Genomic DNA, 24,635 nt, shown 5'->3' with positions numbered 1-24,635 from the left:
CGGTTCGTGCCTCGACGCCGCTTGTCTAGTAGCGCCGAACACGTTCACCTTGTGTTTGACCACCCTAGACAGCGGCGTATAGTCACGTCAAACATTTCTAGCCACACTGTTTTGGAACGAGGAAAGACGCATGCTCGGTGACCAGCTCCGCGACCTGCGCCAGCAGCACTCCCTCACGCTGCGCCAGCTCGCGGCCGCGGCCGACGTGTCGCCCGCCCTGCTCAGCCAGATCGAGAACGGCGCCACGGACCCCAGCCTGGCCACCCTGCGTAAGCTCGCCAAGGTCTTCGACACCTCCATAGCGGCGCTGTTCTCCGAGCCGGACGCCCCGCTGGTGCACATCAGCCGGCCCGGCTCGCGGTCCCGGCTCGCCGCGCCTCCCGGGCAGATCGCCTACGACCGGCTCACGCCGGGGCGGGGCGACCTGGAGGTGCTCGAAGCCGAGCTGGCGCCCGGCGACGCCAGCTCCACCGAGCCGTGGGCGCACCCCTCGACCGAGTGCGCCATCGCCGTCACCGGCGAGGTGGTGGCCGAGATCGGCGGCGAGAAGTACGTGCTGAAGACCGGCGAGGCGATCACCTTCGACTCCCGGTTGCCCCACCTCTACCGCAACGCCAGCGACCAGCGGGCCCGGCTCATCATCGCGGTCACCCCGCCGACCCCCTGACCCACCCGGCACGTCACCCGGCCCGCGTCGCGCACGTGGGCGGTACGACGCCGCCCGTCGAAAGGACCCGCAGTGGACCGTGACAGCGTCGACTGGTTCGGCTACCTCCCGGCCGTCACCACCCCGTTCACCGCCACGGGCGAGCTGGACCTCGCCGCCTGGGACGGGCAACTGGACTGGCTCGCCGCCGAGCGGCTGCACGGGCTGATCGTCGGCGGGACCACGGGCGAGTGGTTCAGTCTCAGCGAACAGGAGCGGGCCACGCTGTTCCGGACGGCCGCCGAGCGGGTCGGCGACCGGCTCACCGTGCTCGGCGGCTGTAACGCGTACACCCCGGCGGAGGCCATCCGGCACGCCGAGGCCGCCCGCGACGCCGGCCTGCACGGCATCCTGCTCACCCCGCCGCCGTACGTGGTGCCCACCCGGGCGGAGGTGGTGGCCTTCTACCGGGCCGTCTCCGAGGCGGTCGACATCCCGCTCTGCGTCTACAACTGGCCCCGCGGCACCGGCGTCGACCTGGACGCCGACCTGCTGCTGGAGCTGAGCGCGCTGGACACCGTGGTGGCGGTCAAGAACTCCACCCCGGACTTCGGCGGGTTCGTCCGTGGCCTGGTCGCCCTGCGCCACCGCGTGCGCTACTTCGGCATCCCCACCAACGAGGTGGGCATCGAGCTGATGACCACCATCGGCGGCGACGGACTGATGGGGGCCGGCGCCGTGCTCGGCGCCGACCACCCCGACTTCTTCCGCGCCCTGCGCGCCGGCGACCTCGACCGGGCCCGGGTCCTCGGCGCGCGCGACCGGGTGATCATGGAGGACTGGTTCGGGCCGGACTACGGCGCCCGGTTCGGCAACGCACAGGCGATCATGAAGTACGCGCTCACCCTGCGCGGCGTGCCGGCCGGGCACGTCCGCGCGCCGCTGCTCCCGCTGACCCCCGCCGAGCAGGACCGCGTCCGGGCCACCATGACCCAGCTCGACCTGCTCCCATGACTGCGTACGACACCGCCGTCATCGGTGGCGGCCTGCTCGGCTGCGCGACCGCCTGGCACCTGGCCCGTGCCGGCAACCGGGTCCTGCTCGTGGAGAAGGACCAGGTCAACCGGCACGCCTCCGGGCAGAACGCGGGCAGCCTGCACTTCCAGCTGGAGTTCCGGATGGTCGAGCACGGCGACGACGCGGCCCGCGCGGCGGCCCGCGCGCTCCCGCTGCACCTCGACGCCATGCGGGCCTGGGCCGGCATCGAGGACGAACTCGGCGAGCGGTGCGGGGTCTCGCGCACCGGCGGACTGATGCTCGCCGAGACCCCGGCGGAGATCGCCGTGCTCGACCGCAAGGCGGCCCTGGAGCGCGAGTACGGCCTCGACGTCGCGGTCCTCTCCGGTGCCGAGCTGCGCCGGTTCGCGCCGTACCTGGCGGACACCGTGCTCGCCGCCGGCCACGTGCCCGGCGAGGGCAAGGCCAACCCCCGGCTGGTCACCCCGGCGCTGGCCCGGGCCGCCGGCCGGTACGGCGCCGTGCTGCGCACCGGCTGCCGGGTCACCGGGCTGCACCGGCGCGGCCGGCACTGGGAGCTGCGTACCGGCAGCGGGCCGGGGGACACCGCCGGGGAGACCCACCTCGCCGACACGGTGGTGCTTGCGGGCGGGGTCTGGACCGCGGAGCTGGCCGCGATGGCCGACGTGCGGCTGCCGGTCTTCCCGGTCGGGCTGACGATGAGCGCCACCGCCCGCAGCCGGCCGTTCCTGCCGCACCTGATCCAACACGTGGGCCGGCGGCTGTCGATGAAGCAGACCGAGGACGGCAACGTGCTCATCGGCGGCGGGTGGCCGGCCAAGCTGGTCAGCCGGGCCGGACGGGTCGACCTGGAGACCAACCCGGAGCTGCGTTACGAGTCACTGGTCGGCAACGCCGACGCCGCCCGGGTGGTCCCGGCGGTGTGCGACCTGCCGCTGATCCGGACGTGGACGGGTATGACCACGCTCACCCCCGACCACCTGCCGCTGCTCGGCGCGGTCCCGCGCCGGCCCGGGCTCTACGTCGCCACCGGCGGCTCGGCCTTCACCCTCGGCCTCACGTACGCCCGCCTGCTCGCCGCCATGGTCGTCTCCGGCGAGGCCGACCGGTCGATCGGGGACTACTCACCCGCCCGCTTCGGAGCGCTGAACTTTGTCTGAACACCGCCCGCCGGAGCCGGCGACAGCGCCGAGGCGCACCGCGATGGACCGGCCCGCCCCGGTCACCATCGAGGTCGACGGGCGGCCCGTGTGCGCCCACCCGGGCGAGTCGCTGGCCACCGCGCTGCTCGCCGCCGGGGAACGGGCCGTCGGCACCACGCGCGGCGGCGCCCGCCGGGGGCCGTACTGCAACATGGGGATCTGCTTCGAGTGCGTGGTCACCGTGGACGACGTGCCCTGCCAGCGTTCCTGCCTGGTCCGGGTGCGGGACGGCATGCGGGTCCGCACGGCGGTGCCCCGGTGAGCGCCCCCGACGTGGTGGTGGTCGGCGCGGGCCCGGCGGGGCTCGCCGCGGCCGCCGTCCTCGGCCGGCACGGCGCCGCCGTCACCGTCGTCGACGAGCAGGAGCAGCCGGGCGGGCAGATCTACCGCCAGCCGCCGGCGGGGTTCACCCCGCCGAAGGCACCGGCCGCCGCCGGTCGGGCGCTGCTGGCCGAGGCCGCCGCCGCCCCCGGCGTCCGGTGGCTCGCCGACACCACCGTGTGGGGCGTCCTCGGCACCCGGGCGGGTCTCGACGGGTACGCGGGCCAGCAGCCCGCGCCGGGCCGCCACCGGGTCGCCACGCACGGCCCGGCCGGGGTCCGCCTGCTCGAGCCCCGGGCGGTGCTGCTGACCGCCGGCGCGTACGACCTGCCGGTGCCCTTCCCCGGCTGGACCCTGCCGGGGGTGCTCACCGCGGGCGGGGTGCAGACGTTCGTCAAGGCGCAGGGCCTGCTGCCGGGCGGGCGGTTCGTGCTGGCCGGCGGCCACCCGCTGTTGCTGGTGGTCGCCGCCCAACTGGTGCGCGCCGGCGCCCGGGTGGTCGAGGTCGCGCTGGTCCAGCGCCGCCGCGACCTGTTGCCCGGGCCGGCCGGGCTGGCCGCGCTGGCGGGTGCCGGCGGCAAGATCGCCGAGGGCGTCGACGCGCTGCGCGTGCTGCGGCGGGCGGGGGTGCCGGTCCGGTTCGGCACGGTCGTGCGCCGTGCCCACGGCGACCCGGACCTGAGCGGGGTGACCCTCGCCGAGGTCGACCCGAGCGGGCAGCCGGCACCCGGCACGGACCGGGACGTGCCCTGCGACGTGCTGGCCCTGGGCTACGGCTTCGTGCCCTCCGTCGAGCTGGCCCGGCAGGCCGGGTGCGCGGTGGCCTGGGACCCGCCCGGGGGCGGCTGGGTGGTCCGGCACGACGAGTGGCTGCGTACCTCGGTGCCGCGGATCGCGGTGGCCGGCGAGCTGACCGGCGTCGCGGGCGCCGAGCAGGCGGCGGTCGAGGGCCGGCTGGCCGCCCTCGGCGTGCTGCGCGACCTGGGGCTGCTCGACGAGCGTCGGTCCGCCGCGCTGGCCCGCCCGGTGCGCCGGGAACTGCGCCGCCGGCACCGCTTCGTCACCCAGGTGCTCGACCGGTTCGCGCCGGACCGGGCGGCCCTGGGCGGCCTCGTCACCGACGACACCGTGCTCTGCCGCTGCGAGGAGGTACGCGTCGGGGACGTGCGCCGCGCGCTGCGGGCCAACCCGCACCTGGGCACCGCGAACGCGGTGAAGCTGGTGACCCGCGCGGGGATGGGTCTGTGCCAGGGCCGGTCCTGCCAGCCGGGCCTGTGTCAGCTCATCTCCACGCTCACCGGTCGCGGGCCGGAGGAGGTCGGGGCGTTCACCGCGCAGGCGCCGGTCAAGCCCGTACCGCTGCGCGCCCTCGCGGTCGGCGAGGCGCCGCCCGGTACGGACTGACCCGCCGACCCGCCGGCCCGCGCCCATGGGCGGCAGTGCATTCGTGAATGTCAATCACTGGATCGGTGGGGCGGGGCGGGCCGGCCGGGCGGACGTACTCGCGGATCATCCGATTTCTCCGCCGGGGACGCTCCACGGGACCACCTCGACGCCCGCGCGTGCGTAGGTTGCCCAGCACATCCGCCTCGCCGAAGAAGGTGGCCATGGGGAACACGCCGCACCCGCACGGCATGCCGCGCCGACGACTGCTGCGCCACGGCGCCGTCATCGCCGCCTCCGTGCCGCCGCTGCTGCTGGCGGGCCCACCCGGCGCGTCGGCGGCCGTGCCCCGGTACGACCCGCAGCAACGGTTCGTCCGCCTGGTGGGCGGCGGGTACGGCGTCATCTTCGCGATCCAGGCCGACGGCGCGTTGTACTGGTACCGGCACACGGGCTGGCAGACCGGCGCGTTCCGGTGGGCGAGCGGGTCGGGCCGCCGGATCGGCTCCGGCTGGCACCAGTTCCGGGCGGTCTTCGGCGGCCTCGACGGCTCGCTCTACGCCGTACGCGGCGACGGCACCATGCACCACTACCGCTACCGGCTGACCAACTCGACGACCGGCGCCGGCACCTGGATCAGCGGCGGGCGGATCGGCGCCGGATTCGAGCGCTACCCCCGACTGTGCGGGTTCCACGGCGCGTTCTACGGGCAGAACGCAGAAGGCGAGCTGTTCCTGCACCAGTACGACCTGGTCGGCAAGGCGTGGACCGTCCAGGGGGCGCGGATCGGCGGCGGCTTCGTCGGCGCCGTGTTGCAGGCCGACACCTCCGGCGTCCTCTACGCCTACCACTACGGCGACCTCCGCTGGCACCGGCACCTCGGCGGCGGCACCTGGGCGGCGGGCTCGGGCCTGCGCATCGGCTCCGGGTTCCGCAACTTCTTCCTCAACGACGGGGTGTGGTTCACCGGCCAGGGATCGCTGTACGCGATCCCGCCGAACGCGGCCAGCGTCCGGCAGACGGGCGTGCTCACGCAGTACCGGTTGACGAACCACACCACCGCCGGCCCCGACCGGCGGGCCGCCTGGATGAACAGCGGCACCGGGAAGAGGGTCGGCTCCGGCTGGACGGTGCAGACCCAGGCCGGCCTCCAGGGCTACGCCAACACGCCGAGCGTGGCGCAGGGCGAGGTGGCGCGGATCGCGGTGTCGACCGGGTTCCCGTCGCTCACCGCGTCGATCGTACGGTTGGCACCCAGTCCCGGCGATCCCGTGGTCGTCTCGCAGCCGCTGCCCGTGACCGGTGGCGTGCAGCCGCTGCCGGTGGGGTTCCTCCGGGTCGGTTGCGGCTGGTCGGACCGGTTGCGGTTCGCGGTCCCCGCCGACTGGCAGCCCGGCCTCTACGCCGCCCGCCTGGAGGGCCCCGACGGGCTGCGCCGGTACGTGCCCTTCCTCGTGCGGCCGACCCGCCCCACCAACCCGATCGCGGTGTTGCTGCCGACCTTCACCTACAACGCCTACAACAGCTGGGGCGGGCACAACCAGTACTGCCCGGACTGGACCGGCCGGCGACCCCTGTCCGTACGCCGGCCGTCGACGGAGCTGAACGTCGACGACCCCGGCATCCGGGACCACACCCTCTTCTCGGACCTCCTGCTGACCCGCTGGATGTCCCGCCAGGGGCTCGCCTTCGACGTCTACGAGGACGCCGACCTGCACGGCTCCAACGGCTGGCTGACCAGGTACCGGGTGCTCGTGCTGGGCAGCCATCCCGAGTACTGGTCCGACACGATGCGCCAGCGCCTGGTCAACTTCCAGGCCGGCGGCGGCCGGGTCATCTACCCGGGCGGCAACGGCATGTACGAGCGGGTGCAGGTCGACTCCGCCCGTACGGTGGTGACCTACCGTCGCTCCGACGGCAGGCGGGACATCTACACGGAGCTGGGCCTGCCCGCCTCGCAGCTGCTCGGCACCAACTACACCGACGCCGGCACGTACGCCCCGTACCAGGTGCTGCGCGAGCATCCGCTGCTGGCCGGCACCGGCCTGGTGGCCGGCAGCAGGTTCGGCCGCACGGGCTACAACGGCGCCGCCAGCGGTTGGGAGACCGACGGGCTGCGCGGGCTGGCCGGCGAGGCGTCCCCGGCGCAGGTCATCGCCCGGGGCGAGAATCCGGGGGGCGGCGGCGCGACGATGGTCTTCCTGGAGCGGCCCGGCGGCGCGCTGGTCTTCAGCGCGTCCTCGGTCTCGTTCGTCGGCGCCCTGGCCGACGATCCGGCGATGTCGACGCTGTTGCGCAACGTCTTCGACCGGATGCTGGCCTCGGCCCCGGCGGTCCGGGCCACCGAGGTCCCGATGCCGCGCACCACCCCCGCACCCGCCATCCCGGAGCCGTCGACGATGGAGTGACCGCGCTCAGAGCCAGCCCGAGCGGCGGAAGAGGCGGTGCAGGGTGAACGCGGCCAGCGCCATCAGGCCGAGCGCGGCGGGGTAGCCGTAGCGCCATTGCAGCTCCGGCATGACGGCGAAGTTCATGCCGTAGATCCCGGCGATGCCGGTCTGGGTGGCGGCGATGGCGGCCCACGCCGCGATCTTGCGCATGTCGTTGTTCTGGTCCACCGCGAGCTGCGCCAACCGGGACTGCAGGATCGAGTTGAGCAGGTCGTCGTATGCGGCGACCCGTTCCACCGCCCGGGTCAGCCGGGCGTCCACGTCGACGAACCACCGGTGCAGGGCACGCGGTGGGTTGTCGGGGCGCTGGTCGAGCAGCGAGCGTAGCGGCGCCTGTAGGGGCTGCACCGCCCGCTTGAACTCGACCACCTCGCGCTTGAGCTGGTAGATGTGCTGGATGTCGGCCGAGCGGTCGCGGGCGAACACCGCTTCCTCGATGCGTTCCAGGTCCCGCTCGACGTGCCCGGCGACTTCCAGGTAGAGGTCGACCATCCGGTCGCAGACGGCGTACGCGACGGCCCACGGGCCCTGCGCGAGCACCGCTTGGCGCTGCTCGACGTCGGCGCGGACGCAGGTGAGCGCGCCCGCGGCGCCGTGCCGCACGGTGATGGCGAAACGGTCGCCGAGCAGCACCATCACGTCGCCAGTGTCGATCACCTCGGAGGTGTCGGTCAGCTCGGCGTGCTCGACGTAACCGGCGGTGCGCAGCACCAGCAGGGTCACGTCGCCGTCGCGGCGCACCGTGGGGCGGTGGCCGTCGGCGAGGGCCTGCTCGACGGTCAGGTCGTCGAGCCCGAAGGTGCGCCCGACCGCCGCCATCACCGTCGGATCCGGCTCGTGCAGGCCCAGCCAGACGAACCCGTCCCGGGCGCGACGGCTGCGGGCGTACGCGTCGGCGTAGTGCGGGCGGCCGGGCTCGCGCCGCCCGTCCACGTAGACCGCACAGTCGACCACGGCGTCGGGATTGGCGCGTCGGGGCTCGGGCTCGCGCTGCCCGGGTACCCGCCGGCCGAGCAGCCGGTCGAACACGGCAGACAGTCTCACCCGTTCTCCCACCCGCAGAACCACCCGTCCGCCCTCCGCCGCGCCGGCAACCGCGCGGACACCGTACTCGCCTCGGGTGGTTCCGGGGTCACGGCACCCGGGTGGCGAACACGACGACGTTGTCGACGTAGCTGCCGGTGTCCCGGTCGAACCGGCCGCCGCAGGTGATCAGCCGCAGGCCGGTGGCGTCGCTGGGCCCGTAGACCAGGTCGGTGGGGAAGCGGTCCTTCGGGTACGACCCGACGCCGTCGACGGCGAACGTGGCGACGCTGGCGTCGGCGCGGGTGACCCGTACGGTGTCGCCGGCCCGCAGCCGGCCGAGGTCGAAGAAGACGGCCGGGCCGGCGGCGGAGTCGACGTGCCCGACGATCACGGCGTTGCCGCTCTCGCCGGGGCTGACGCCGTGGCGGTACCAGCCGGCCAGGGCGGGCCGGTCCAGCGGCGGCACCTCCAGGCGTCCCTCGGCGTCGGCGCCCACCGGGACGATCCGCGCCCGCACGTCGATGGCCGGGATCCGCACGTCCACCGGCTCGGCCCGGTGCAGCGGCGGCACCGCAGGCGCGGAGCGGGCCCGGGTGGGGGCGTCGGCGGCCTCCGGCCGGGGCGGGCGGGGCGGGATCGTCGCCACCCCGGTGGCGATCAGTCCGAGCCCCGTCGTGGCGAGCAGGACGATGACCGTGACCGCCCAGCCGGGCCTGCGCCAGGACACGATCCCACCTCCGTACGCGTTCGCCCGGGTGCCCGCTCCGGTGCGTGACCGGTGCGGGCACCCGTTGCAGGGATGGACGGTTCCAGGATGGACGGCGCGGGGCCGCCGGTCAGAGCGTGGCCGCCGCCATGTGGCGTCGGCGGCGGGCCAGGATCAGGGCGCCGCCCGCGGCGGAGCCGAGCAGGGCGCCGCCGGCCGCCAACGCGCCGGTCCCGTCCGTGCCGCCGCGCCCGCCGGCCTGGGCCCCGCCGATCGGGGTGACGGTGAACGTGGCGCTGCCGGCCGCGCTGCCGTCGCCGCAGGTGGCGGCCACCGTGTAGGTGCCCAGGGTGAAGCCGGCGGTGAAGAGTTCGGCGCTCAGCCCGCCCCCGGCCGCCGCCGTGGTGGACCGGACGTTCTGGTCGCGGTCGGGGCCGGTGACGCGGAAGATCGCGTCGCCGGACTTCGGGTTGCAGGTCGTCGCGGTGAGCACGACCGTCCCGCCGACCGGCGTGGTGGCCGGTGACACGACGGTGTCGGCCAGCGCCGCGCCGGGGAGCAGGAGCGTGCCGAGACCCACGCCGAGCGCCGCCGATACGAGAACTGTCTTTGCCTTCATACGCGTCTTCCCTCACTTTTCGTCCGCTGACTGCGTGGGACGTCGTTCGGGTGGCCAACTCCGTGACTAGCACCGGTGTGACCAACCCTAGGAGGGTTGGGGCCCCCATCCGGTGAAAATGAGAAATCTTCGTTGCCGTCACGTGTCCACCCGGGAGGCGGAGGGAGCAGCGGAAATGCCGGCACGGCCCACCCGCGAGGGTTGGCCGTGCCGATGTCACCGGGGGTCGTGCTGTCGGGGCTGGGCCGTCTCGGCCCGTCTCGGGAATCGTGCCCCGCGGCGGGCCGTACGCGTCCGGCCCGCCGCGTTGGCCCGGTCCTGGCCGGTTTGCTCCGGGCGGACGCGTCCGTGCTCCGGGCGGGACGCGCCGCCGGTGCCGGTCGCCAGACAGCGGGTGCGGCGGTGCCGGCCCGCGTGCCGGGGCAGGGGTGGGTCAGCCCTGTGCGGTGGCGCTCTCGGGGCGCGGCTCGGGCAGCGGCTCCCCGGTCTCCAGCAGCGACTTGAGGCTGGCCAGGAGCTCCGGCCAGCCGCCGCTGCCGTCGAGCTGGCCGCTGACCGCCCGGTACATCTCGCTGCCCGGGGAGAAGTCCTCGTGGGTGACGGTCAGCTTGACGAACCCGCCGTACGGGGCGATGTCGAAGGTGACCCGGGACCTCCGCTCGCCGAGCCGGGCCGCCAGCTCCTCGTCGGACCAGCCGAAGTGCGCGGCGTGCTCCGGCTGGAAGCCGTGCCAGCTGTAGGAGAGCCGGCGGAACGGCTCGGCGACCAGGACGCGTTGGCCGAGGTCGCGGAACTCGCCGCCCGGCTCGTCCTGCCACAGCACGGGGGAGCCGACCCGCCAGTCCGAGCGCAGCGCGACGCCGCCCCAGTAGCGGCGGGTGAACGCCGGTTCGGTCAGCGCGGCCCAGAGCTTCTCCGGGGTGGTGTTGACGTAGGTGGTGTAGACGAAGGTGGGACTGTCCATCGGCTCACGCTCCAGAGCTGTCCGTAGGTCGGCGAGTGCGCGCACCCGCTCGCGGTCGTAGCGGTCGATCCATCGTTCGGCGACGGCGTTGATCGGGACGGGGTTGAGGTAGTGCAGCTTCTCCCGGCCGCGTCGCACGGTGGTCACCAGGTTGGCCGCCGCCAGCACCGCCAGGTGCTTGCTGACCGACTGCCGGGTCATGTCGAGCCCGGTGCACAGCTCGCGCAGGCTCTGCCCGTTGCGCCGGTTGAGGTCGTCGAGGAGTCGGCGCCGACTCGCGTCGGCCAGCGCCCGGAACACGTCGTCCACCCTGCTCACCTCGCACATGCAGCCATCCGGCTGCCTGTCAGGTTAGGCAACCGGACGGCTGCATGTCCAGCGTGTCGCCGCCTTCACCCGTCGAAGGCGGCAGGAGCGGTCAGGCCGGGCGGTCGACGTCGTGCAGCAGCCCCACCAGCGCGGAGATGCCCTCCTCGCCGTGGCCCCGGGCGACCGCCTCGTCCAGCAGGTCACGTACCGGTCGCATCAGCCCGGCGTCGACCCCCATGTCCCGGCAGGCTGCCAGCAGGTTGCCGAAGCTGGCGGCCTGCATCCGCAGCGAGGACCCGTCGGCGTCGTGGGTGCCCGAGTCGACGGCCGCCGCCATGGCGGGCAGCTCCCCGAGCATGGCGGTCAGCCACCCGGTCGCCATCGGCGCGAACTGGTCCGCCGGCGCGCCGGCCGCGCGGATCATCGCCGTGGCGTGCAGGAATCCACCGAACATCCCGTACATGGCGGCGAGCAGGGCCAGGTCGTGCAGGGCCGCCCGACCGGGGTCGGTGCCGAGCCAGTGGACGTCGCCGAACGCCGCGAGGGTGTCCCGCCAGTCGAGGAAGGCGTCCTCCGCGCCGCTGTAGAGCACGAACGCGCCGGGCTTGCCGATCATGAACGGAACGGCCATGATGCCGCCGTCGACGTACCTCGCGCCCCGTGCGGTCACCCATTCCGCGAGCCGGCGGGCCTGCGCCGGAGTGCCGTTGGTCAGGTTCACCACCGTCCGGCCGGCCAGGGCCGGCGCCGCCTGCTCGAGCACCCGACGAGTGACGTCGTCGTCGAGGAGGCACACCACGACCAGTTCGCCCGCGGCGGCCGCCTCGGCGGCGGAGCCGGCCACGCCCGCTCCCGCCCCGGCCAGCGCGGCGGAGCGCTCCGGCGACCGGTTCCACACGGTCGTGGGGTGGCCGGCGGCGAGCAGCGCACCGGTCAGGGCCCTCCCCATCGCGCCGAGCCCGAGCACGGAGACGGGGCGGCGGCGTGGGGCGCTCACGCGCCCGTCTCCGCGTACACCCGGACCAGCCGGGAGAAGTCGTCGTCACCGTGCCCGGCGTCCACCGCACGGGCGGCGACGGCGTTGGCCGCCCGTAGCGTGCCGGTGTCGATGCCGTGCCCCTCGGCCGCCTCGACGATGTGCGCCATGGTGGCGGCGGCGGAGGCGATGGTGGAGACGTCGGCGGTGTGGTTCCCGACGTCGATCCGCCCGGCCAGGTCGTCGACGAGGTCGGGCAGCAGGCCCGAGATTCCCTTGGCGTACGGCGCGAGCTCGGTCGCCGTGATCCCCTCCGCCCGGGCCAGGGCGAAGGCGTGCGCGATGCCGCTCATCGCGGTCCAGAAGACGTCGAGCAGCGCCACGTCGTGGGCGGCCGCACGAGCCGGGTCCGGGCCCAGCCAGTCGGCCGAGCCGCCCAGGCTCAGCAGGGTGTCCCGGTGGGCGTGCCAGACCCGTTCGGGCCCGCTGTAGAGCACCAGCGCCTCGGCCCCGCCGATGGTGGGGGCCGGGGTCATGATCGCGCCGTCGAGGTAGTCGACGCCCTGCGTGGCGGCCCAGGCGGCCATCGCCCGGGCCCGCTGCGGGGTGTCGGCGGTCAGGTTCACCAGCGTGCGCCCGGCGAGGGCTTCGACCGCGGGCTCGACGACGGCGCGGACGGCGGCGTAGTCGATGACGCAGGCGAGTACCAGTGGGCTCGCCCGGACCGCCTCCGCCACGGTCGGCGCCCGCCGCGCGCCACGTGCAACGAGGGGATCGGCCCGGGCGGCCGTGCGGTTCCAGACGGTGGTCCGGTGGCCGGCGGCCAGCAGCGCGCCGGCGAGGGCCTGGCCCATCGGCCCGAGGCCCAGCACGGTCACCGGGGACAGGTCGCGGTCGGTCACGGAACTACTCCTTCGTGGATGGGGTGGCCCGGCCCTTGCGCGTGCCGCCGGGCCGGTCCCATCCTGTTTCCGTACGCGCGAAGCATCAAGTACCGACTATTTCCTCAGGTACTTACCTTTTGGTAAGTGAGAGCGGGGCGACGTGAAGAAGCGGACCTACACGTGCGGGCTCGACGCCGCGATCGACGTCGTGGGCGGCAAGTGGAAGGCGCTGATCCTGTGGGAGCTGGATCACGGCCCCCGCCGCTTCGCCGAGGTGCGCCGGGGGATCACCGGGATCAGCGAGAAGATGCTGATCCAGCAACTGCGCGAGATGGAGGCGTACGGCCTCGTGCACCGCGAGGTCTACCGGCAGGTCCCGCCGAAGGTGGAGTATTCGTTGACCGACTTCGGCCGGTCCCTCAACGAGGCGCTGATGCCGCTCGGCGACTGGGGCGAGCGGCACATGGCGACCATCGAGGCCATCCCCCGGGACTGACCGGTCAGGGCAGGGCGGTCGTCGTGTGGAACTGCCGTTCGACGACGGCCAGCAGGGCGGCGTGCGTCTCCGCGTCCGCCGCCACGAGCAGCCCACCCCCCGACCCAGTGTGCAGGGGCTGACCCCGCAGCCCGGTCACCACGCACCCGGCCGCCTGGCACAGGGCGATGCCGGCGGCGAAGTGCACACTGTCGCGTACGTCCCCGTCGGTGACGTAGGCGGCCCGCCGGCCGGCGGCGACCCACGCGACGGCCAGCGTGGTGGAGAGCACCCTGGGCCCGAACCGCGCGGCGAACTCCGCGTCCGCGAGCAGACCGGTCGCCCGGAACCCGGGGGCGTTCGGGAACGGCGGGTCGAGGTTGACGTCCACCAGCCGCGAGAGGGCCGACGGCGTGAGGGGTTCGTCGACGCCGTCGCGACGGACTTGTGCCCGGCCGTTCCCATGCCAGAACACCTCCCCGGCGAACGGATCGGCGACGGCCGCCGCGGTGATCCCGGCCTCGGTGCGCAGCGCCACGTTCACCGCGACCAGCGGGGTGCGCGCCGCGTAGTTCAGCGTGCCGCAGAGGGGGTCGACCAGCCACGTGCGCCCGGCCGAGCGGGAGCCGGTGTGCCCGGTCTCCTCACCCAGTACGGCGTCGCCGGGCCGGGCCCCGCGCAGGATGTCGAGGACGGCCCGTTCCGACTCCAGGTCGGCGGCCGTGGCGAAGTCACCGGGCGACTTGTCGAACCGCCGCAGCGGGCCGCCGAACCGGTCGCGTACCACCTCGGCACCCGCCTGCGCCGCGACGACGGCGAGCTCCGGGTCGGTGAGCACCATGCAGGGCACGGTAGACCAGGCCGGGCCCGGCGGCACGCCCCGACCTCAGGCGGGTCCGTCGGGATCGGTCACCCAGCCGGCGAGCAGCACCAGCCCGGAGGGCCGGTGCACGGCGAGGAAGCCGAAGGGGCGGTCGATGTCGAGGCGTACCCGTCGCTTGCGCGCGGTGACCGGCCGGGGCGCCGAGCCCGCCCGCGTGGAGACGGCGGTCACCGCGGCCGCGCGGAACCCCGTCGCGCCGAACGTCGCCGTCACGCTCTGCCGCGCCTGCGACACGGCCAGCGGGCGGGCGATGCCGGGGAAGTGGTCGCCGTCGCCGACGGCGGTGGCGAGACCGAACAGCGCGGCCCGCGCCAGCAGGTCGTGGTCGGCGCGGACGGTGAAGCCCACGGTGGAGACGAGCAGCTCGGGCCGGTCGTCGTACGCGTCCACGACCTGCTCGTCGACGCCGGGGCCGGCGGCGACGGGCAGCGCGGACGGTGCGCCGATCGCGCCGATCGCGGCCGGCAGCACCTGCGCCGCCCCGCGCCCCGGCGTGCCCAGGGCGAGCACCACGTCGACGTCCTCGGCGCCGCGTACGGTCAGCAGGCTCACCGGGCCGGCGGCGGTGTCGACGGCCCGTAGCGCGTCGAGGTCGTGGCCGATCCGGCTCAGCCCGGCCAGCCGGCGCCCGCGCCACGGCCCGGTGGCCGGCTGGCGCCAGGCGTCGCGGAACGGCTCGGCCCACCCGGTCCGCAGCGACAGGGCGCTGGCCAGGACCATCGCCGTGGCCGGGGTGACCCGCACCGGCATCCGGCGGATCAGGCCGTCGGTGTGCGTGGCTGCCCACTCGTCGAGGGCGGCCTGGTCGTGCGTCGGGTCGCCGGTCAGCTCTCCGCGCATGGCCGCCGGCACCTCGCGCAGCCACCGGTCGGTCAGCGCCAGGTCCCGCCGTGCCCAGGCGGCGAGGGCCAGCCGGGTGGTGGGGGAGCGGTCCAGGTCGACGCGGGCCGGGTCCGGCGCGACCGCGAGCAGCTCGTCGCGGGCCGGGCCGGCGGCGTAACGGGCGAGCAGCGCCAGCAGCGGGTAGACGCCGGCGCCGGAGACGACCGTCTGGCCGCCGTCGAGGGCGGACGTCCAGCGGGCGGTGAGCGCGTTGGTGGCGTCGGTGCTCATGGGGGCGGCGTCCTCCGGGGGCGAGGTGACCGTCGCCCGGCGGCGACCGCTGGCACCCTACCGCCGCCCGCCGCCCGCCGCCCGCCGCCCGCCGCCCGGCCGGAGGGCCGGAGGGCGGCCGGGCCGGTCGGTGGGGGGACGGCCCGGGCGGTGTGGCAGCGTGGGCGGCGTGAACACCTGCGCACCGCTGGACGTCGACCTGGCGCTGGTCGGTGGCGGCGGCGCCGCGTCGCTGGTCCTCGCGGCCCTGGACCGGCACGGCGTGCGTGACCTGCGGGTCGCCGTCGTCGACCCGGTCCACCGGCGCGGCCAGGACCGGACCTGGGCGTTCTGGGACCGGCCCGGCAGCGACCTGGACCCGCTGCTGGCCGCGAGCTGGCCCCAGGTCGAGGTGGCGACGCCCGCCGGCCGCCGCGTCCTCGACCTCGCCCCCCTGCGGTACGCCATGCTGCGCTCGGGCCCCGTCTACGACCGGGCCGCCGAGGCCGAGCGGCGGCTCGGGGTACGGCGGATCGTGGCACCCGTCGACGCCCTGCACGACGACGGCGATCGCGTGCTGGTGCGTACGGGCGGGGCCGGCCCGACCGTCCGTGCGTCCTGGGTGCTGGACTCCCGGCCCCGGCCGCCCCGGCGACCCGGGCGCACCAACTGGCTCCAGCACTTCCGTGGCTGGTGGCTGGAATCCGACGCGCCGGTCTTCGACCCGGCACGGGCCGTCCTGATGGACTTCCGCACCCCGCAGCCCGCCCGGGGCGTGTCGTTCGGCTACGTCCTGCCGGTCAGCGACCGGTACGCCCTGGTGGAGTACACCGAGTTCGGCCCCGACCTGCTCACCGACGCGGGCTACGACGCGGCCCTGGCGGGCTACCGGGACCTGCTCGGCCTCGACCCGACCGGGCTCACCGTCCGCGAGGTGGAGAACGGGGTGATCCCGATGACCGACGGCCCGTTCGAGGCCCGGCCCTCACCCCGGGTGGTCCGTCTCGGCACGGCCGGTGGCGCCACCCGACCGTCCACCGGCTTCACCTTCTCCGCCATGCACCGCCAGGCCGAGCAGGTCGCCCGTGCCCTCGCCGCCGGCCGCCCGCCGGTGCCCGGCCCCGCGTACCCCCGTCGGCACCGCTGGATGGACGCGGTCGCGCTGCGGGCGCTGGACGCCGGCGGCGTCGGCGGGCCGGACTTCTTCGGTCGGCTCTTCGAGCGCAATCCCGCCGAGCGGGTGCTGCGGTTCCTCGACGGCGCCACCAGCCCGGCGGAGGAGGTGGCGCTGATGAGTTCCACCCGGCTGGTGCCGATGGTCGCCGCCGCGGTCGGCGACGCCGCGGCCCGGCTGCGCGACCGCGTCGATCCGGCCCGCCGCTCCGCGACGTGGACGGCCCCGCCACCGGTGGTCGGGGGCCGGGCCGACGCCGACGGCTGAGCGCCCGCCGCCTCAGCCGGCGCGGACGGCGTCGCGGACGAGGACGCGCAGCTCCTCCATCGGGTCGCCGTCGCCCGCGCTGAGCAGCGTCTTCGTCGCGGCCACGGTCAGGCCGAGCTCCGGATAGGCGTACGCGAGGCTGCCGCCGCTGCCCGCGCAGCCGAACGCCCCGTCCGGCTCGACCGCGTATCCCAGGCCGAAGCTCGCCTCCTGGCCGAAGACCCACTCCGTGCCGCGCACCGCCACGGCACCGACCTCCCGCAGCCGCGCGGGCGAGATCAGGCGTACGCCGTCGACCTCGCCGATCAGCGCGGCGAACATCCGGGCCACGGCCCGGGCGGACATCGTGCCGGTGGCCGGGACGTCGGCGCGGAGGAACTCGGGTCGGCTGCCGACGGAGGCGTCCGGCCGGAGACCGGGCGGGGCGACCCGGTCGAAGTTCGGCAGGTTGGCGGCGGCCCAGTCCAGCGTCGCCGACAGGTTGCGGTCGGCGACCGGGGCCAGCCGGTTCAGATCGGCCGCGGGCACCCCGAGGAACAACTCGCCGGGTACGCCGAGCGGCCCGGCGACGTCCTCGGCGAGCACCCGCGAGATCCGCCGGCCGGTCACCCGCCGGACCACCTCGCCGATCAGCCAGCCGAAGGTCCAGGCGTGGTACGCGAGCACGTCGCCCGGAGCCCGCAGCGGCACGCTGTCGGCGACGATCCCGCACATCCGGTCCCAGTCGCCGGCGTCGGCGACGGTGACGTCGGACGGCAACGCGGGCACGCCCGCCGTGTGGGTCAGCACGTGCCGCAGGGTGACGCCGCCCTTGCCGTGGCGGGCGAACTCCGGCCACACCTCGGCGATGCGCAGGTCGTAGTCGAGCACGCCCCGCTCGGCGAGCACGTGCACCACGGTCGCGGTGAGCCCCTTGCCGGTCGACGCGCTCCAGATCGGCGTGCCGGAGGTCAGCGGGCGGCCCGTGGCGCGGTCGGCCACGCCCGCCACCTCGTCCACCACCTGCGTGCCGTGCAGGTACGCGGCCACCTGCACGCCGTCCTCCCGGCCGGCGGCCACCAGCTCGTCGATCCGCGCGCGTACCTCGGCCCGCAGGCCGTCCCAGCTCCCCGTCACGGGAGGCCATCCTGCCAGCGGCCGGGTGGCGGATCACACCCATTTTCCGCCGGCCACGCCGCGCCCCCGACAGCGGTGCCGGCGACGCCGATTCGGTAGGTTGCCGCCATGGTGGACGAGACGGCCGGCAGGGTCGTGCAGATCTGGACCGACGGCGCGTGCAGCGGCAACCCAGGCCCCGGCGGGTGGGGCGTGGTGCTGCGCTACGGCGCGCACGAACGGGAGCTGTGCGGGGGCGAGGCGACCCCCACCACCAATAACCGGATGGAGCTGATGGCGGCCATCCAGGCCCTGGAGAGCCTGACCCGCTCCGTCACCGTGGAGCTGCACACCGACAGCACGTACGTGCGCAACGGCATCACGAGCTGGCTGGCGTCGTGGAAGCGCAACGGGTGGCGTACGGCCGCGAAGCATCCGGTCAAGAACGCCGACCTGTGGCAGCGGCTGGAGGCCGCCTGCGCCCGCCACGAGGTCACCTGGTTGTGGGTGAAGGGGCACAACGGTCACCCGGAGAACGAGCGCGCCGACGCGCTGGCCAACCGGGGCATGACCGAGGCCCGCGCGTCGGCGGTGCCCGCCGGACGCTGACCGGTCCGGCGGGCGGCGGTCAGATCACTCGGTACGGCTCGGGTCGACGGTGCCGGAGACGGCGTCCACGTCGTAGCCCGCGCGGCTGACCTCCCTGGCCGGGCGTCGGTCCTCGGCCGGCAGGTCGGCGAAGTCGTCGCCGGTGTCGTCGGTGGTGTGCAGGGACTCGCCCGGTGGTCGCAGCGACGCCTGCATGGCGGTCGCGCCGTCCGGCTCGTCGGTGGCGGCCTGGTCGAAACGCTTCTGTTCGGTCATGCCGCACTCCTGCCCCCGTGGCCTGCCGCCAAACGCGAGTCCTTCCCGGGCCTGCCGGCTGCACAAGCGCCCGACTGCCGCTCGGCGTCGTGGTGTTCCGCCCCGTGGTTGGTCAGCGTGGCGCGTCCGGGTGGCCCGGCATGGTGGAGCCGCCGCTGGAACTGCCCGACGCGCCGCCCGCCATGCCGGAGCCGTCGTCCTCGGTGACCAGGTCGGGCTTCTGCGTCGTATCGGCCGGCGCCGGGACGTCGGTGTCCGCCTCGACCTGGACCAGCCGGGCCTGGCCGGCCTCGTCCTCGGCGTGCGCCGGGTCGACCGGCAGTTCACCGTCGCGCGCCCGATACCCCACCGCTGCCTCCCCGTCCCGTCCACCGCTCCGTCGAGCCCCCGCCTACCCCCAACCCCCCACCCGAAACCCACCCGCCCCGAGACGACGGGTCCGCGTTGCAGGCGGGGGCGCACACTCGCTCGTTGGCAGACGAGCTACTCGTTCGCCGGCGTGTCGAGAAGCCCGACCGCCAACCGACCAAGGGGCGGGGCGACCGGGGAGTTCCGAGCCGCGTCAAGAAGGTGACGGGCGGGAACGGCGGGGGGTCAGCGACAGGGGTGACCATTGGTGGGGGCGGGTACGGCCGGGCGGCAGGGCGGTGTGTCCGTCGCCCCGGGCCGCGTCGAGTTGCGCCTGATGCAGGAACAGGGCCCCCGAGAGGTCCGCGCCGCGCAGGTCGGCCCCGCGCAGGTCGGCGCCGGTGAGGTCGGCCAGGCCGAGGTCGACGCCGCGTAGGTCGGCGCCGATCAGCAGGGCCCCGCGCAGGTTCGCCCGGCGCAGGTCGGCCCGGCGCAGGTCGACGCCGAACAGTTGGGCGCCCCGCCGGTCCGCGCCCGGCCGGCCACCCCGGCTCCGCGCCGCGTCCCCGGCGCGCGACAGCAGCGGGTTGACCCGCCCCCGGTACGCGTTCACGTCGAGCGCCACCAGCGTCTCGGCGGGCTCCCGGGCCAGCCGCTCGGTCTCGCCGAGCGCGACGGACAACTCGCCGCGCAGCGGCTGCGGTGGGCGCGTCGCGAGGGCCTCGGTCAGGTACCAGAGCAGTTCGTGCAGCGGCCGCATCACCGCGAACGTGTCGAACATGAGCGGCGCGGTCTGCGGCGCGTCGCGCCAGTCCCGGCCAGCGAAGGTGGTCTGGGCCACCCGTTGCCCGGCGCCGAAGCAGTCGAAGACGGTGCAGCCGGGAAAGCCCCGGTCGCGCAGGTCGGCGTGGATGCCGCAGCGCGAGTCGGCCCGCAGGTTCGGGCAGGGCTGGCCGGCGGGCTTGTCGATGGCGAAGTCGGCGGACGCGGAGAAGGCCGGTGCGACGCAGCAGAGCCCGAAGCACCGGGCGCAGTCGGCGCGCAGCCCGTCCGCCACCGACGCCGCCTCGGGGGTCTCCGACACGCTGACCGTTCTCCTGCCGTTCGGGGGCTTTCCGCCGGCGGCCTCGCGGGCGGAGGCACCCATTGTCCCGCCCCCGCGAGACCACCGGGCCGCAGGGTGCGCGGCCCACGCCCGGGCGCGGGGGAGCCGCAGCGCACCGGCTGCGCTGCCGGCGGGGGCCACGCCTGCGCTCAGCCCTCCACCGAACGCCAGTCGTGCGATTCCAGCGCGTTGGCCTGCGGGCCCATCATCAGCATTCCGCCGTCGACCGGCCAGGACGCGCCCGTGACGTACGCGGCGGCGGGCGAGGAGAGCAGCGCGACCACGGCGGCCACCTCCCGCGCGTCCCCCGGGCGCCCGACGGGCACCCCGGGGCGTTCCTGCGTGAACGGGTCCACGTCCTCCTGGCCGGTCATCGGGGTGGCGATCTCACCCGGGGCGACCGCGTTGACGGTGATGCCGTCCGCCGCCAGTTCCTGCGCCATCACCCTGGTCAGCAGGCCGAGCCCGCCCTTCGCGGCGCAGTACGCGGCCGAGCCGACCCGGGGCGCGTGCTCGTGCACGCTGGTGATGTTGACGATCCGGCCGCCCAGGCCCGCGGCGCGCATCCGCCGGGCGGCCCGCTGCCCGCACAGGAACGGCCCGTCTAGGTCGACGGAGAGCACCTCGCGCCACTGCTCCCAGCCGGTGTCGACGAACGGTGTGGACGCCCCGGTGCCGGCGTTGTTGACGAGTACGCCAAGGCCGCCGAGGCGGTCGGCCAGCTCGTCGACGACCGCGTCGGCCCCCGGCAGCCGGGTCAGGTCCAGGTGGGCGACCTCGCAGCGCCGGCCGGCGGCGCGTACCTCGGCGGCGGTCCGCTCGGCGCCCCCGGCGTCGCGGTGCCAGGTGACGCCGACGTCGAAGCCGGCCCCGGCGAGGGCGACGGCGCAGGCCCGGCCGATGCCGGAATCGGCGCCCGTGACGATGGCGATCCTCGGGTAGTTCTCGTAACGCGATGGCATGTCGGCGCACTACCCGTTCCATGCGAATGCAACCATGCGTCGATCCCCGTCCATGCAGGGGATTGTCTGCGTCGATGCGCTCTGACATTCTCCACCGTGGACGCTGCCAGCGACGGTCGCCAATCCGGAGGGCCGCACTGTGGTGGCGCCTTTCATCTGCCGGAGGGACCTCGTGAAGCGCAGACGTCGCCATCTGCTCGCAGGACTGGCGGTCGGTGCCCTGGTGGCATCGACCGGTCTCATCGGAATCCACTTCGCCGGCGCCGAGGTGCCGACCCCCGTCGCCGCGGCCGGCGACGGGGAGATGCCGGGGGCGCTCGGCGCCCACATGGAACGGCTGCGCCAAGCCGTGCCGGGCAGCGACGGCATGTCGCCGGACGGGCCCGGCAACGCCGCGCAGCAGGAGTTCCTGGAGCGCGCGTACCCGGCCAACACGATCAGCATCGCCCAGGTCGACCGCTCCAAGTCGGCGTACGCCGCCGCCGAGCGGCGCGCCGGCGGCACCCGCGGCTGGACGAACATCGGCCCGAGCGAGGCCCTCTACCCGTTCACCGAGTTCCGCAACGCCTCCAACTACGTGCCGAACGCGTACGTCGCGGGCGGCCGGGTCACCTCCATCGACATCTCCCCGGACTGCAACGCCCTGCTCTGCCGGGCGTACGTCACGCCGGCCGGCGGCGGCGTCTGGGGCACCCTGAACATCCTCGCGGCCGAGCCCAAGTGGTTCTACCTGGGCGGGCCGCTGGGTATCAACGCGGCCGGCTCGGTCAAGATCGACCGCAACGACAAGACGGGGCTGACCATCTACGTCGGCACCGGTGAGGCCAACACCTGCGCCTCCGGCTGCGTCGCCGGCGTCGGGCTCTACAAGTCGACGAACGGCGGCGTCACCTGGAAGGGACCGCTGGGCAAGGACGCCCTCGCCGGCAAGGGCATCGGCGAGATCACCGTCAAGCCGGGCGACCCGAAGACGCTCTACGTCGCCACCACCACCGCCCTGCGCGGCATGTCCAGCTCCTGCTGCACGGGCGTCACCCGGCCCGTGCCCGACGCCGAGAAGTGGGGCCTCTACAAGTCCACCGACGGCGGCGCGAACTGGAAGTTCATCCACAACGGCTCGGCCGACGCCACCCAGTGCACGGGCAGCGCCGCGGAATACAACAACACGGCCGCCTGCTCGCCGCGCGGCGTGCGCTACGTCAAGCTCGACCCGCGCGACGCGAACACCGTCTACGCCTCCTCGTACGCCCGGGGGGTCTGGCGCTCCGCGGACGCCGGCGCCACCTGGACGCAGATCAAGCCGTCGCTGAACCCGGCGGTCTTCCAGACCCGGGCCGCGATCGACGTGACCGCCCTGCCGAACGGCAAGACCCGCATGTACGTCTACGAGGGCAACCTCGGCAACCCGTACTCGCGGCTGTTCCGCAGCGACGACGTGGCCGGCGACGCCCCCGCGTTCGCCGACCTGACCAGCGCCAACCCGGCCGACCCGGGCTACGCCACCTACAACCAGTGCACCGGCCAGTGCTGGTACGACGTGTTCGTGCACACCCCGGCCGGGCACCCCGACATCGTCTACACGGGCGGCTCGTACGTCTACGGCGAGACCGTCGCCCACAAGCGGGCCGTGGTGCTCTCCACCGACGCCGGCGTCAGCGGCACCGACATGACCTTCGACGGCACCGACGAGGTGCACCCCAACGGCCTGCACCCCGACCAGCACGCCCTGGTCACCAACCCGCGCAACCCGTACCAGTTCTTCGAGGCCAACGACGGCGGCGTGATGCGCTCCAGCGGCCAGTTCGTGGACCGGTCGGCCTGGTGCGACAACCCGGACCGCAACCTGACCACGCAGGCGCAGAAGGACCGCTGCAAGCAGATGCTGTCGAAGATCCCGTCGAAGCTGGACGGCATCAACAAGGGCATGAACACGCTGCAGTTCATCAGCCTCTCGGCCAGCCCGCACGACCACCGGCTGCTGCAGGGCGGCACCCAGGACAACGGCACCTGGGAGAACAAGGGCGAGCGCCGGCGCTGGGTCAACACGATGATCGGTGACGGCGGCGCGTCCGGTTTCGACGTCGGCAGGCCGGAGTTCCGTTTCCACACCTTCTACGACGCCTCGCCCGAGGTGAACTTCGCGGGCGGCGACGTCGGCAGCTGGATCTCGATCTCGGACCCGATCTTCGGGCAGCCGGGCACCCTGTTCTACGCCCCGGTGATCAGCGACCCGAAGGTGAGCGGCACGATGTTCGCCGGCACCTCGCGCACCGTCTACCGGACGAAGACGTTCGGGCTGGGCGACCGGAGCATGGCCGAGGCCAACCGGATCTGCAACACCTGGACCGGCACCTTCGAGGCGCAGTGCGGCGACTTCGCGCCGCTGGGCACGGTCAACCTGACCGACGCCGCGTGGGGCGACCGGGCCGGCGGCGCCGTCTCGGTCGTCGAGCGCGTCGCCTCCGACTCGTCCACGGCGTACGCGGCCACCAGCACCGGCCGGGTGTTCGTGTCCCGCAACGTCGACGCCGAGCCGGCGTCGGCGGTCACCTGGACGCGCATCGACACCGCCGCCACGCCGAACCGCTTCGTCACGAGCGTCCACGTCGACCCGGCCGACCCGGCGCGGGCGTGGGTCTCCTACAGCGGGTTCAACTCGAACACCCCGGCCACCCTGGGGCACGCGTTCGAGGTGCGGCTGGCGGGCGCGGGCGCGACCTGGACCGACCGGTCGTACGACTTCGGCGACCAGCCGATCACCGACCTGGTCCGCGACGACGTCACGGGTACCCTCTACGCGGCCACCGACTTCGGCGTGCTCCGGCTGGCCAAGGGCGGCACGACCTGGGTGAAGGCGGCCCGGGGCATGCCGAACGTGGAGGTCGCCGGGCTGACCATCGTGCCGGGCAAGCGGGTGCTCTACGCCGCCTCGCACGGCCTCGGCGCCTGGCAGCTCACGCTCTGAGGCAGGTGACCATCGGCAACGACACGGTGAGGGGCCGCGCGCGCGGCCCCTCACCGCTGCCCGCGGCGGCCGGCCGCGCCTGGCGCACCCTGGGCGCGGCCTTCGTCCTGCTCGTCTTCGTCCCGCCGCTGCTGCTGCTGGTCTCCGGTTCGCTCACCGAGCCGGGCCTGCCGCCGCCGCCCACCCCGCAGCTCGTACCGGAGCCGGTCTCCACCACCGGCTACCAGCAGGCCGTCGAGCTGGGCGGGCTGCTGCGCGCCTCGCTCAACTCGGTCCTGGTCGCGGTCGTCGCCGTGCCGCTGAGCGTGCTCGTCGCCTCCCTGGCGGGCTTCGCGCTGACCCGGATCGCCCCGCGCGCCACCGGCGTGGTCGTGGCGGCCTCCCTGGTCGCGCTGATGGTGCCGGCCACGGCGCTGCTCGTGCCCCGCTTCGCGATCTTCCGGGCGCTCGGCCTGACCGACACCCTGGTGCCGCTGATCGCCCCGGCGCTGCTGGGCACCTCGCCGCTCTACGTCCTGGTCTACCACCTGGCGTTCCGGGCGCTGCCGAGCGACCTCTACGACGCCTGCCTGGTGGCGGACCTCTCGCCGCTGCGCACCTGGTGGCGGGTGGCCCTGCCGCTGGTGCGCCCGGTCACCGCCGGCCTCACCGCGCTGACCTTCGTGCTCACCTGGTCGAACTTCCTCGACCCGCTGGTCTACGTCTACGACCGCGACCTGTTCACCCTGCCGCTGGCGCTGCGCTCCCTGTCGGTGCTGGACCCGACGAACTTCCCGGTGTTCCTGGCCGGCGCGGTGCTGGCCACGGTGCCGGCGCTGGCCGTCTTCGTGCTCGCCCAGCGGCGCTTCCTCCACCACGACGACCCGACGGGACGGGACTGA

General features: G+C 74.7%; 24 protein-coding genes. 11 read left to right on the top strand and 13 right to left on the bottom strand.

From position 1 onward, the window contains the following. Positions 1 to 130 precede the first annotated feature (130 nt). From AC5L34_RS25085 to AC5L34_RS25060, 6 genes are all read left to right on the top strand, one after another. Positions 131 to 667 carry a helix-turn-helix domain-containing protein gene (locus tag AC5L34_RS25085; protein ID WP_089000224.1) on the top strand — a complete coding sequence of 179 codons (537 nt, stop codon included), beginning with the start codon at positions 131 to 133 and terminating at the stop codon, positions 665 to 667. 72 nt (positions 668 to 739) lie between these two features. After that, on the top strand, positions 740 to 1,660 hold the full coding sequence (locus AC5L34_RS25080; RefSeq protein WP_441177173.1) for a dihydrodipicolinate synthase family protein: 921 nt from the start codon (positions 740 to 742) through the stop codon (positions 1,658 to 1,660). Continuing rightward, positions 1,657 to 2,844 (top strand): NAD(P)/FAD-dependent oxidoreductase, encoded by a 1,188-nt coding sequence (locus tag AC5L34_RS25075; protein ID WP_441177172.1) that lies wholly within the window; start codon positions 1,657 to 1,659, stop codon positions 2,842 to 2,844. The genes AC5L34_RS25080 and AC5L34_RS25075 overlap by 4 nt, the downstream gene beginning before the upstream one ends. A gap of 43 nt (positions 2,845 to 2,887) precedes the next feature. Beyond that, positions 2,888 to 3,148, top strand: coding sequence for a (2Fe-2S)-binding protein (locus AC5L34_RS25070; protein ID WP_363626895.1), 261 nt, complete (start codon positions 2,888 to 2,890; stop codon positions 3,146 to 3,148). Beyond that, the gene (locus AC5L34_RS25065; protein ID WP_494827198.1) at positions 3,145 to 4,611 is read left to right on the top strand and encodes an FAD/NAD(P)-dependent oxidoreductase; all 1,467 of its coding nucleotides are present in this window, start codon (positions 3,145 to 3,147) and stop codon (positions 4,609 to 4,611) included. Before AC5L34_RS25070 ends, AC5L34_RS25065 begins: the two co-directional genes overlap by 4 nt. Before the next feature lie 203 nt (positions 4,612 to 4,814). Then, positions 4,815 to 6,998, top strand: a complete 2,184-nt coding sequence (locus AC5L34_RS25060; protein WP_441177170.1) for a N,N-dimethylformamidase beta subunit family domain-containing protein — start codon at positions 4,815 to 4,817, stop codon at positions 6,996 to 6,998. Between the two features lie 6 nt (positions 6,999 to 7,004). Here AC5L34_RS25060 and AC5L34_RS25055 read toward each other — a convergent pair whose 3' ends face one another. From AC5L34_RS25055 to AC5L34_RS25030, 6 genes are all read right to left on the bottom strand, one after another. Further along, positions 7,005 to 8,084, bottom strand: a complete 1,080-nt coding sequence (locus tag AC5L34_RS25055) for a magnesium and cobalt transport protein CorA (protein ID WP_441177169.1) — start codon at positions 8,082 to 8,084, stop codon at positions 7,005 to 7,007. An 88-nt stretch (positions 8,085 to 8,172) separates the two neighbouring features. Beyond that, positions 8,173 to 8,793, bottom strand: a complete 621-nt coding sequence (locus AC5L34_RS25050) for a class F sortase (RefSeq protein ID WP_441177168.1) — start codon at positions 8,791 to 8,793, stop codon at positions 8,173 to 8,175. 109 nt (positions 8,794 to 8,902) lie between these two features. Next, positions 8,903 to 9,391: a hypothetical protein gene (locus AC5L34_RS25045; RefSeq protein WP_210838106.1), complete on the bottom strand. Its 489-nt coding sequence runs from the start codon at positions 9,389 to 9,391 to the stop codon at positions 8,903 to 8,905. A gap of 433 nt (positions 9,392 to 9,824) precedes the next feature. Next, a complete protein-coding gene (locus tag AC5L34_RS25040) occupies positions 9,825 to 10,664 on the bottom strand; it encodes an ArsR/SmtB family transcription factor (RefSeq protein ID WP_494827196.1) in 840 nt (279 codons plus the stop codon). A gap of 109 nt (positions 10,665 to 10,773) precedes the next feature. Further along, a complete protein-coding gene (locus AC5L34_RS25035; RefSeq protein ID WP_494827194.1) occupies positions 10,774 to 11,661 on the bottom strand; it encodes an NAD(P)-dependent oxidoreductase in 888 nt (295 codons plus the stop codon). Next, positions 11,658 to 12,542 (bottom strand): NAD(P)-dependent oxidoreductase, encoded by an 885-nt coding sequence (locus AC5L34_RS25030; protein WP_441177164.1) that lies wholly within the window; start codon positions 12,540 to 12,542, stop codon positions 11,658 to 11,660. Before AC5L34_RS25030 ends, AC5L34_RS25035 begins: the two co-directional genes overlap by 4 nt. Positions 12,543 to 12,684: 142 nt before the next feature. On the opposite strand from AC5L34_RS25030, the gene AC5L34_RS25025 reads away from it, so the two are divergent. Continuing rightward, positions 12,685 to 13,020, top strand: coding sequence for a winged helix-turn-helix transcriptional regulator (locus AC5L34_RS25025; RefSeq protein ID WP_441177163.1), 336 nt, complete (start codon positions 12,685 to 12,687; stop codon positions 13,018 to 13,020). Between the two features lie 4 nt (positions 13,021 to 13,024). Here the strand turns inward: AC5L34_RS25025 and AC5L34_RS25020 are convergent, their stop codons facing one another. Further along, positions 13,025 to 13,840 carry an inositol monophosphatase family protein gene (locus tag AC5L34_RS25020; protein WP_494827193.1) on the bottom strand — a complete coding sequence of 272 codons (816 nt, stop codon included), beginning with the start codon at positions 13,838 to 13,840 and terminating at the stop codon, positions 13,025 to 13,027. Positions 13,841 to 13,885: 45 nt separating this feature from the next. After that, entirely contained in the window at positions 13,886 to 14,995 is a 1,110-nt protein-coding gene (locus AC5L34_RS25015) for a serpin family protein (RefSeq protein ID WP_441177161.1), read from the bottom strand. Between the two features lie 169 nt (positions 14,996 to 15,164). On the opposite strand from AC5L34_RS25015, the gene AC5L34_RS25010 reads away from it, so the two are divergent. Then, entirely contained in the window at positions 15,165 to 16,415 is a 1,251-nt protein-coding gene (locus AC5L34_RS25010) for a lycopene cyclase family protein (protein ID WP_494827192.1), read from the top strand. Positions 16,416 to 16,427: 12 nt separating this feature from the next. Here AC5L34_RS25010 and AC5L34_RS25005 read toward each other — a convergent pair whose 3' ends face one another. Further along, positions 16,428 to 17,531 (bottom strand): serine hydrolase domain-containing protein, encoded by a 1,104-nt coding sequence (locus AC5L34_RS25005; RefSeq protein ID WP_441177159.1) that lies wholly within the window; start codon positions 17,529 to 17,531, stop codon positions 16,428 to 16,430. A gap of 108 nt (positions 17,532 to 17,639) precedes the next feature. Between AC5L34_RS25005 and rnhA the strand changes: the two genes are divergently transcribed. After that, the gene (gene rnhA / locus AC5L34_RS25000; RefSeq protein WP_494827191.1) at positions 17,640 to 18,119 is read left to right on the top strand and encodes a ribonuclease HI; all 480 of its coding nucleotides are present in this window, start codon (positions 17,640 to 17,642) and stop codon (positions 18,117 to 18,119) included. Between the two features lie 24 nt (positions 18,120 to 18,143). Here rnhA and AC5L34_RS24995 read toward each other — a convergent pair whose 3' ends face one another. The 4 genes from AC5L34_RS24995 to AC5L34_RS24980 form a co-directional block, all read right to left on the bottom strand. Then, on the bottom strand, positions 18,144 to 18,374 hold the full coding sequence (locus tag AC5L34_RS24995; protein WP_441177158.1) for a hypothetical protein: 231 nt from the start codon (positions 18,372 to 18,374) through the stop codon (positions 18,144 to 18,146). Positions 18,375 to 18,486: 112 nt separating this feature from the next. Continuing rightward, a complete protein-coding gene (locus tag AC5L34_RS24990; RefSeq protein WP_441177157.1) occupies positions 18,487 to 18,723 on the bottom strand; it encodes a preprotein translocase YidC in 237 nt (78 codons plus the stop codon). Positions 18,724 to 18,936: 213 nt separating this feature from the next. Next, positions 18,937 to 19,806 carry a pentapeptide repeat-containing protein gene (locus tag AC5L34_RS24985; protein ID WP_494827190.1) on the bottom strand — a complete coding sequence of 290 codons (870 nt, stop codon included), beginning with the start codon at positions 19,804 to 19,806 and terminating at the stop codon, positions 18,937 to 18,939. A 170-nt stretch (positions 19,807 to 19,976) separates the two neighbouring features. Beyond that, complete coding sequence (locus tag AC5L34_RS24980; RefSeq protein WP_441177155.1) at positions 19,977 to 20,789, bottom strand: SDR family oxidoreductase; 813 nt, start codon at positions 20,787 to 20,789, stop codon at positions 19,977 to 19,979. 172 nt (positions 20,790 to 20,961) lie between these two features. Here AC5L34_RS24980 and AC5L34_RS24975 point away from each other — a divergent pair, with 172 nt between their 5' ends. Together AC5L34_RS24975 and AC5L34_RS24970 are read left to right on the top strand one after the other, a co-directional pair. Then, positions 20,962 to 23,754 (top strand): exo-alpha-sialidase, encoded by a 2,793-nt coding sequence (locus tag AC5L34_RS24975; RefSeq protein ID WP_494827189.1) that lies wholly within the window; start codon positions 20,962 to 20,964, stop codon positions 23,752 to 23,754. A gap of 26 nt (positions 23,755 to 23,780) precedes the next feature. Further along, positions 23,781 to 24,635 carry a carbohydrate ABC transporter permease gene (locus tag AC5L34_RS24970; RefSeq protein ID WP_441177238.1) on the top strand — a complete coding sequence of 285 codons (855 nt, stop codon included), beginning with the start codon at positions 23,781 to 23,783 and terminating at the stop codon, positions 24,633 to 24,635.

The organism is Micromonospora sp. ZG13 (genome assembly GCF_059359355.1).
Note: the sequence above shows the minus strand (reverse complement) of the source record. Positions and strands in the feature narration are given on the sequence as shown.

Bases quoted from the DNA above. Each gene is read 5' to 3' on its own strand.
- AC5L34_RS25015 (WP_441177161.1), bottom strand. From the start codon at position 14,995: ATGAGCACCGACGCCACCAACGCGCTCACCGCCCGCTGGACGTCCGCC.
- AC5L34_RS25075 (WP_441177172.1), top strand. From the start codon at position 1,657: ATGACTGCGTACGACACCGCCGTCATCGGTGGCGGCCTGCTCGGCTGC.
- AC5L34_RS25070 (WP_363626895.1), top strand. From the start codon at position 2,888: ATGGACCGGCCCGCCCCGGTCACCATCGAGGTCGACGGGCGGCCCGTG.
- rnhA (WP_494827191.1), top strand. From the start codon at position 17,640: ATGGTGGACGAGACGGCCGGCAGGGTCGTGCAGATCTGGACCGACGGC.
- AC5L34_RS25020 (WP_494827193.1), bottom strand. From the start codon at position 13,840: ATGGTGCTCACCGACCCGGAGCTCGCCGTCGTCGCGGCGCAGGCGGGT.
- AC5L34_RS24980 (WP_441177155.1), bottom strand. From the start codon at position 20,789: ATGCCATCGCGTTACGAGAACTACCCGAGGATCGCCATCGTCACGGGC.
- AC5L34_RS25045 (WP_210838106.1), bottom strand. From the start codon at position 9,391: ATGAAGGCAAAGACAGTTCTCGTATCGGCGGCGCTCGGCGTGGGTCTC.
- AC5L34_RS25060 (WP_441177170.1), top strand. From the start codon at position 4,815: ATGGGGAACACGCCGCACCCGCACGGCATGCCGCGCCGACGACTGCTG.
- AC5L34_RS24995 (WP_441177158.1), bottom strand. From the start codon at position 18,374: ATGACCGAACAGAAGCGTTTCGACCAGGCCGCCACCGACGAGCCGGAC.
- AC5L34_RS25085 (WP_089000224.1), top strand. From the start codon at position 131: ATGCTCGGTGACCAGCTCCGCGACCTGCGCCAGCAGCACTCCCTCACG.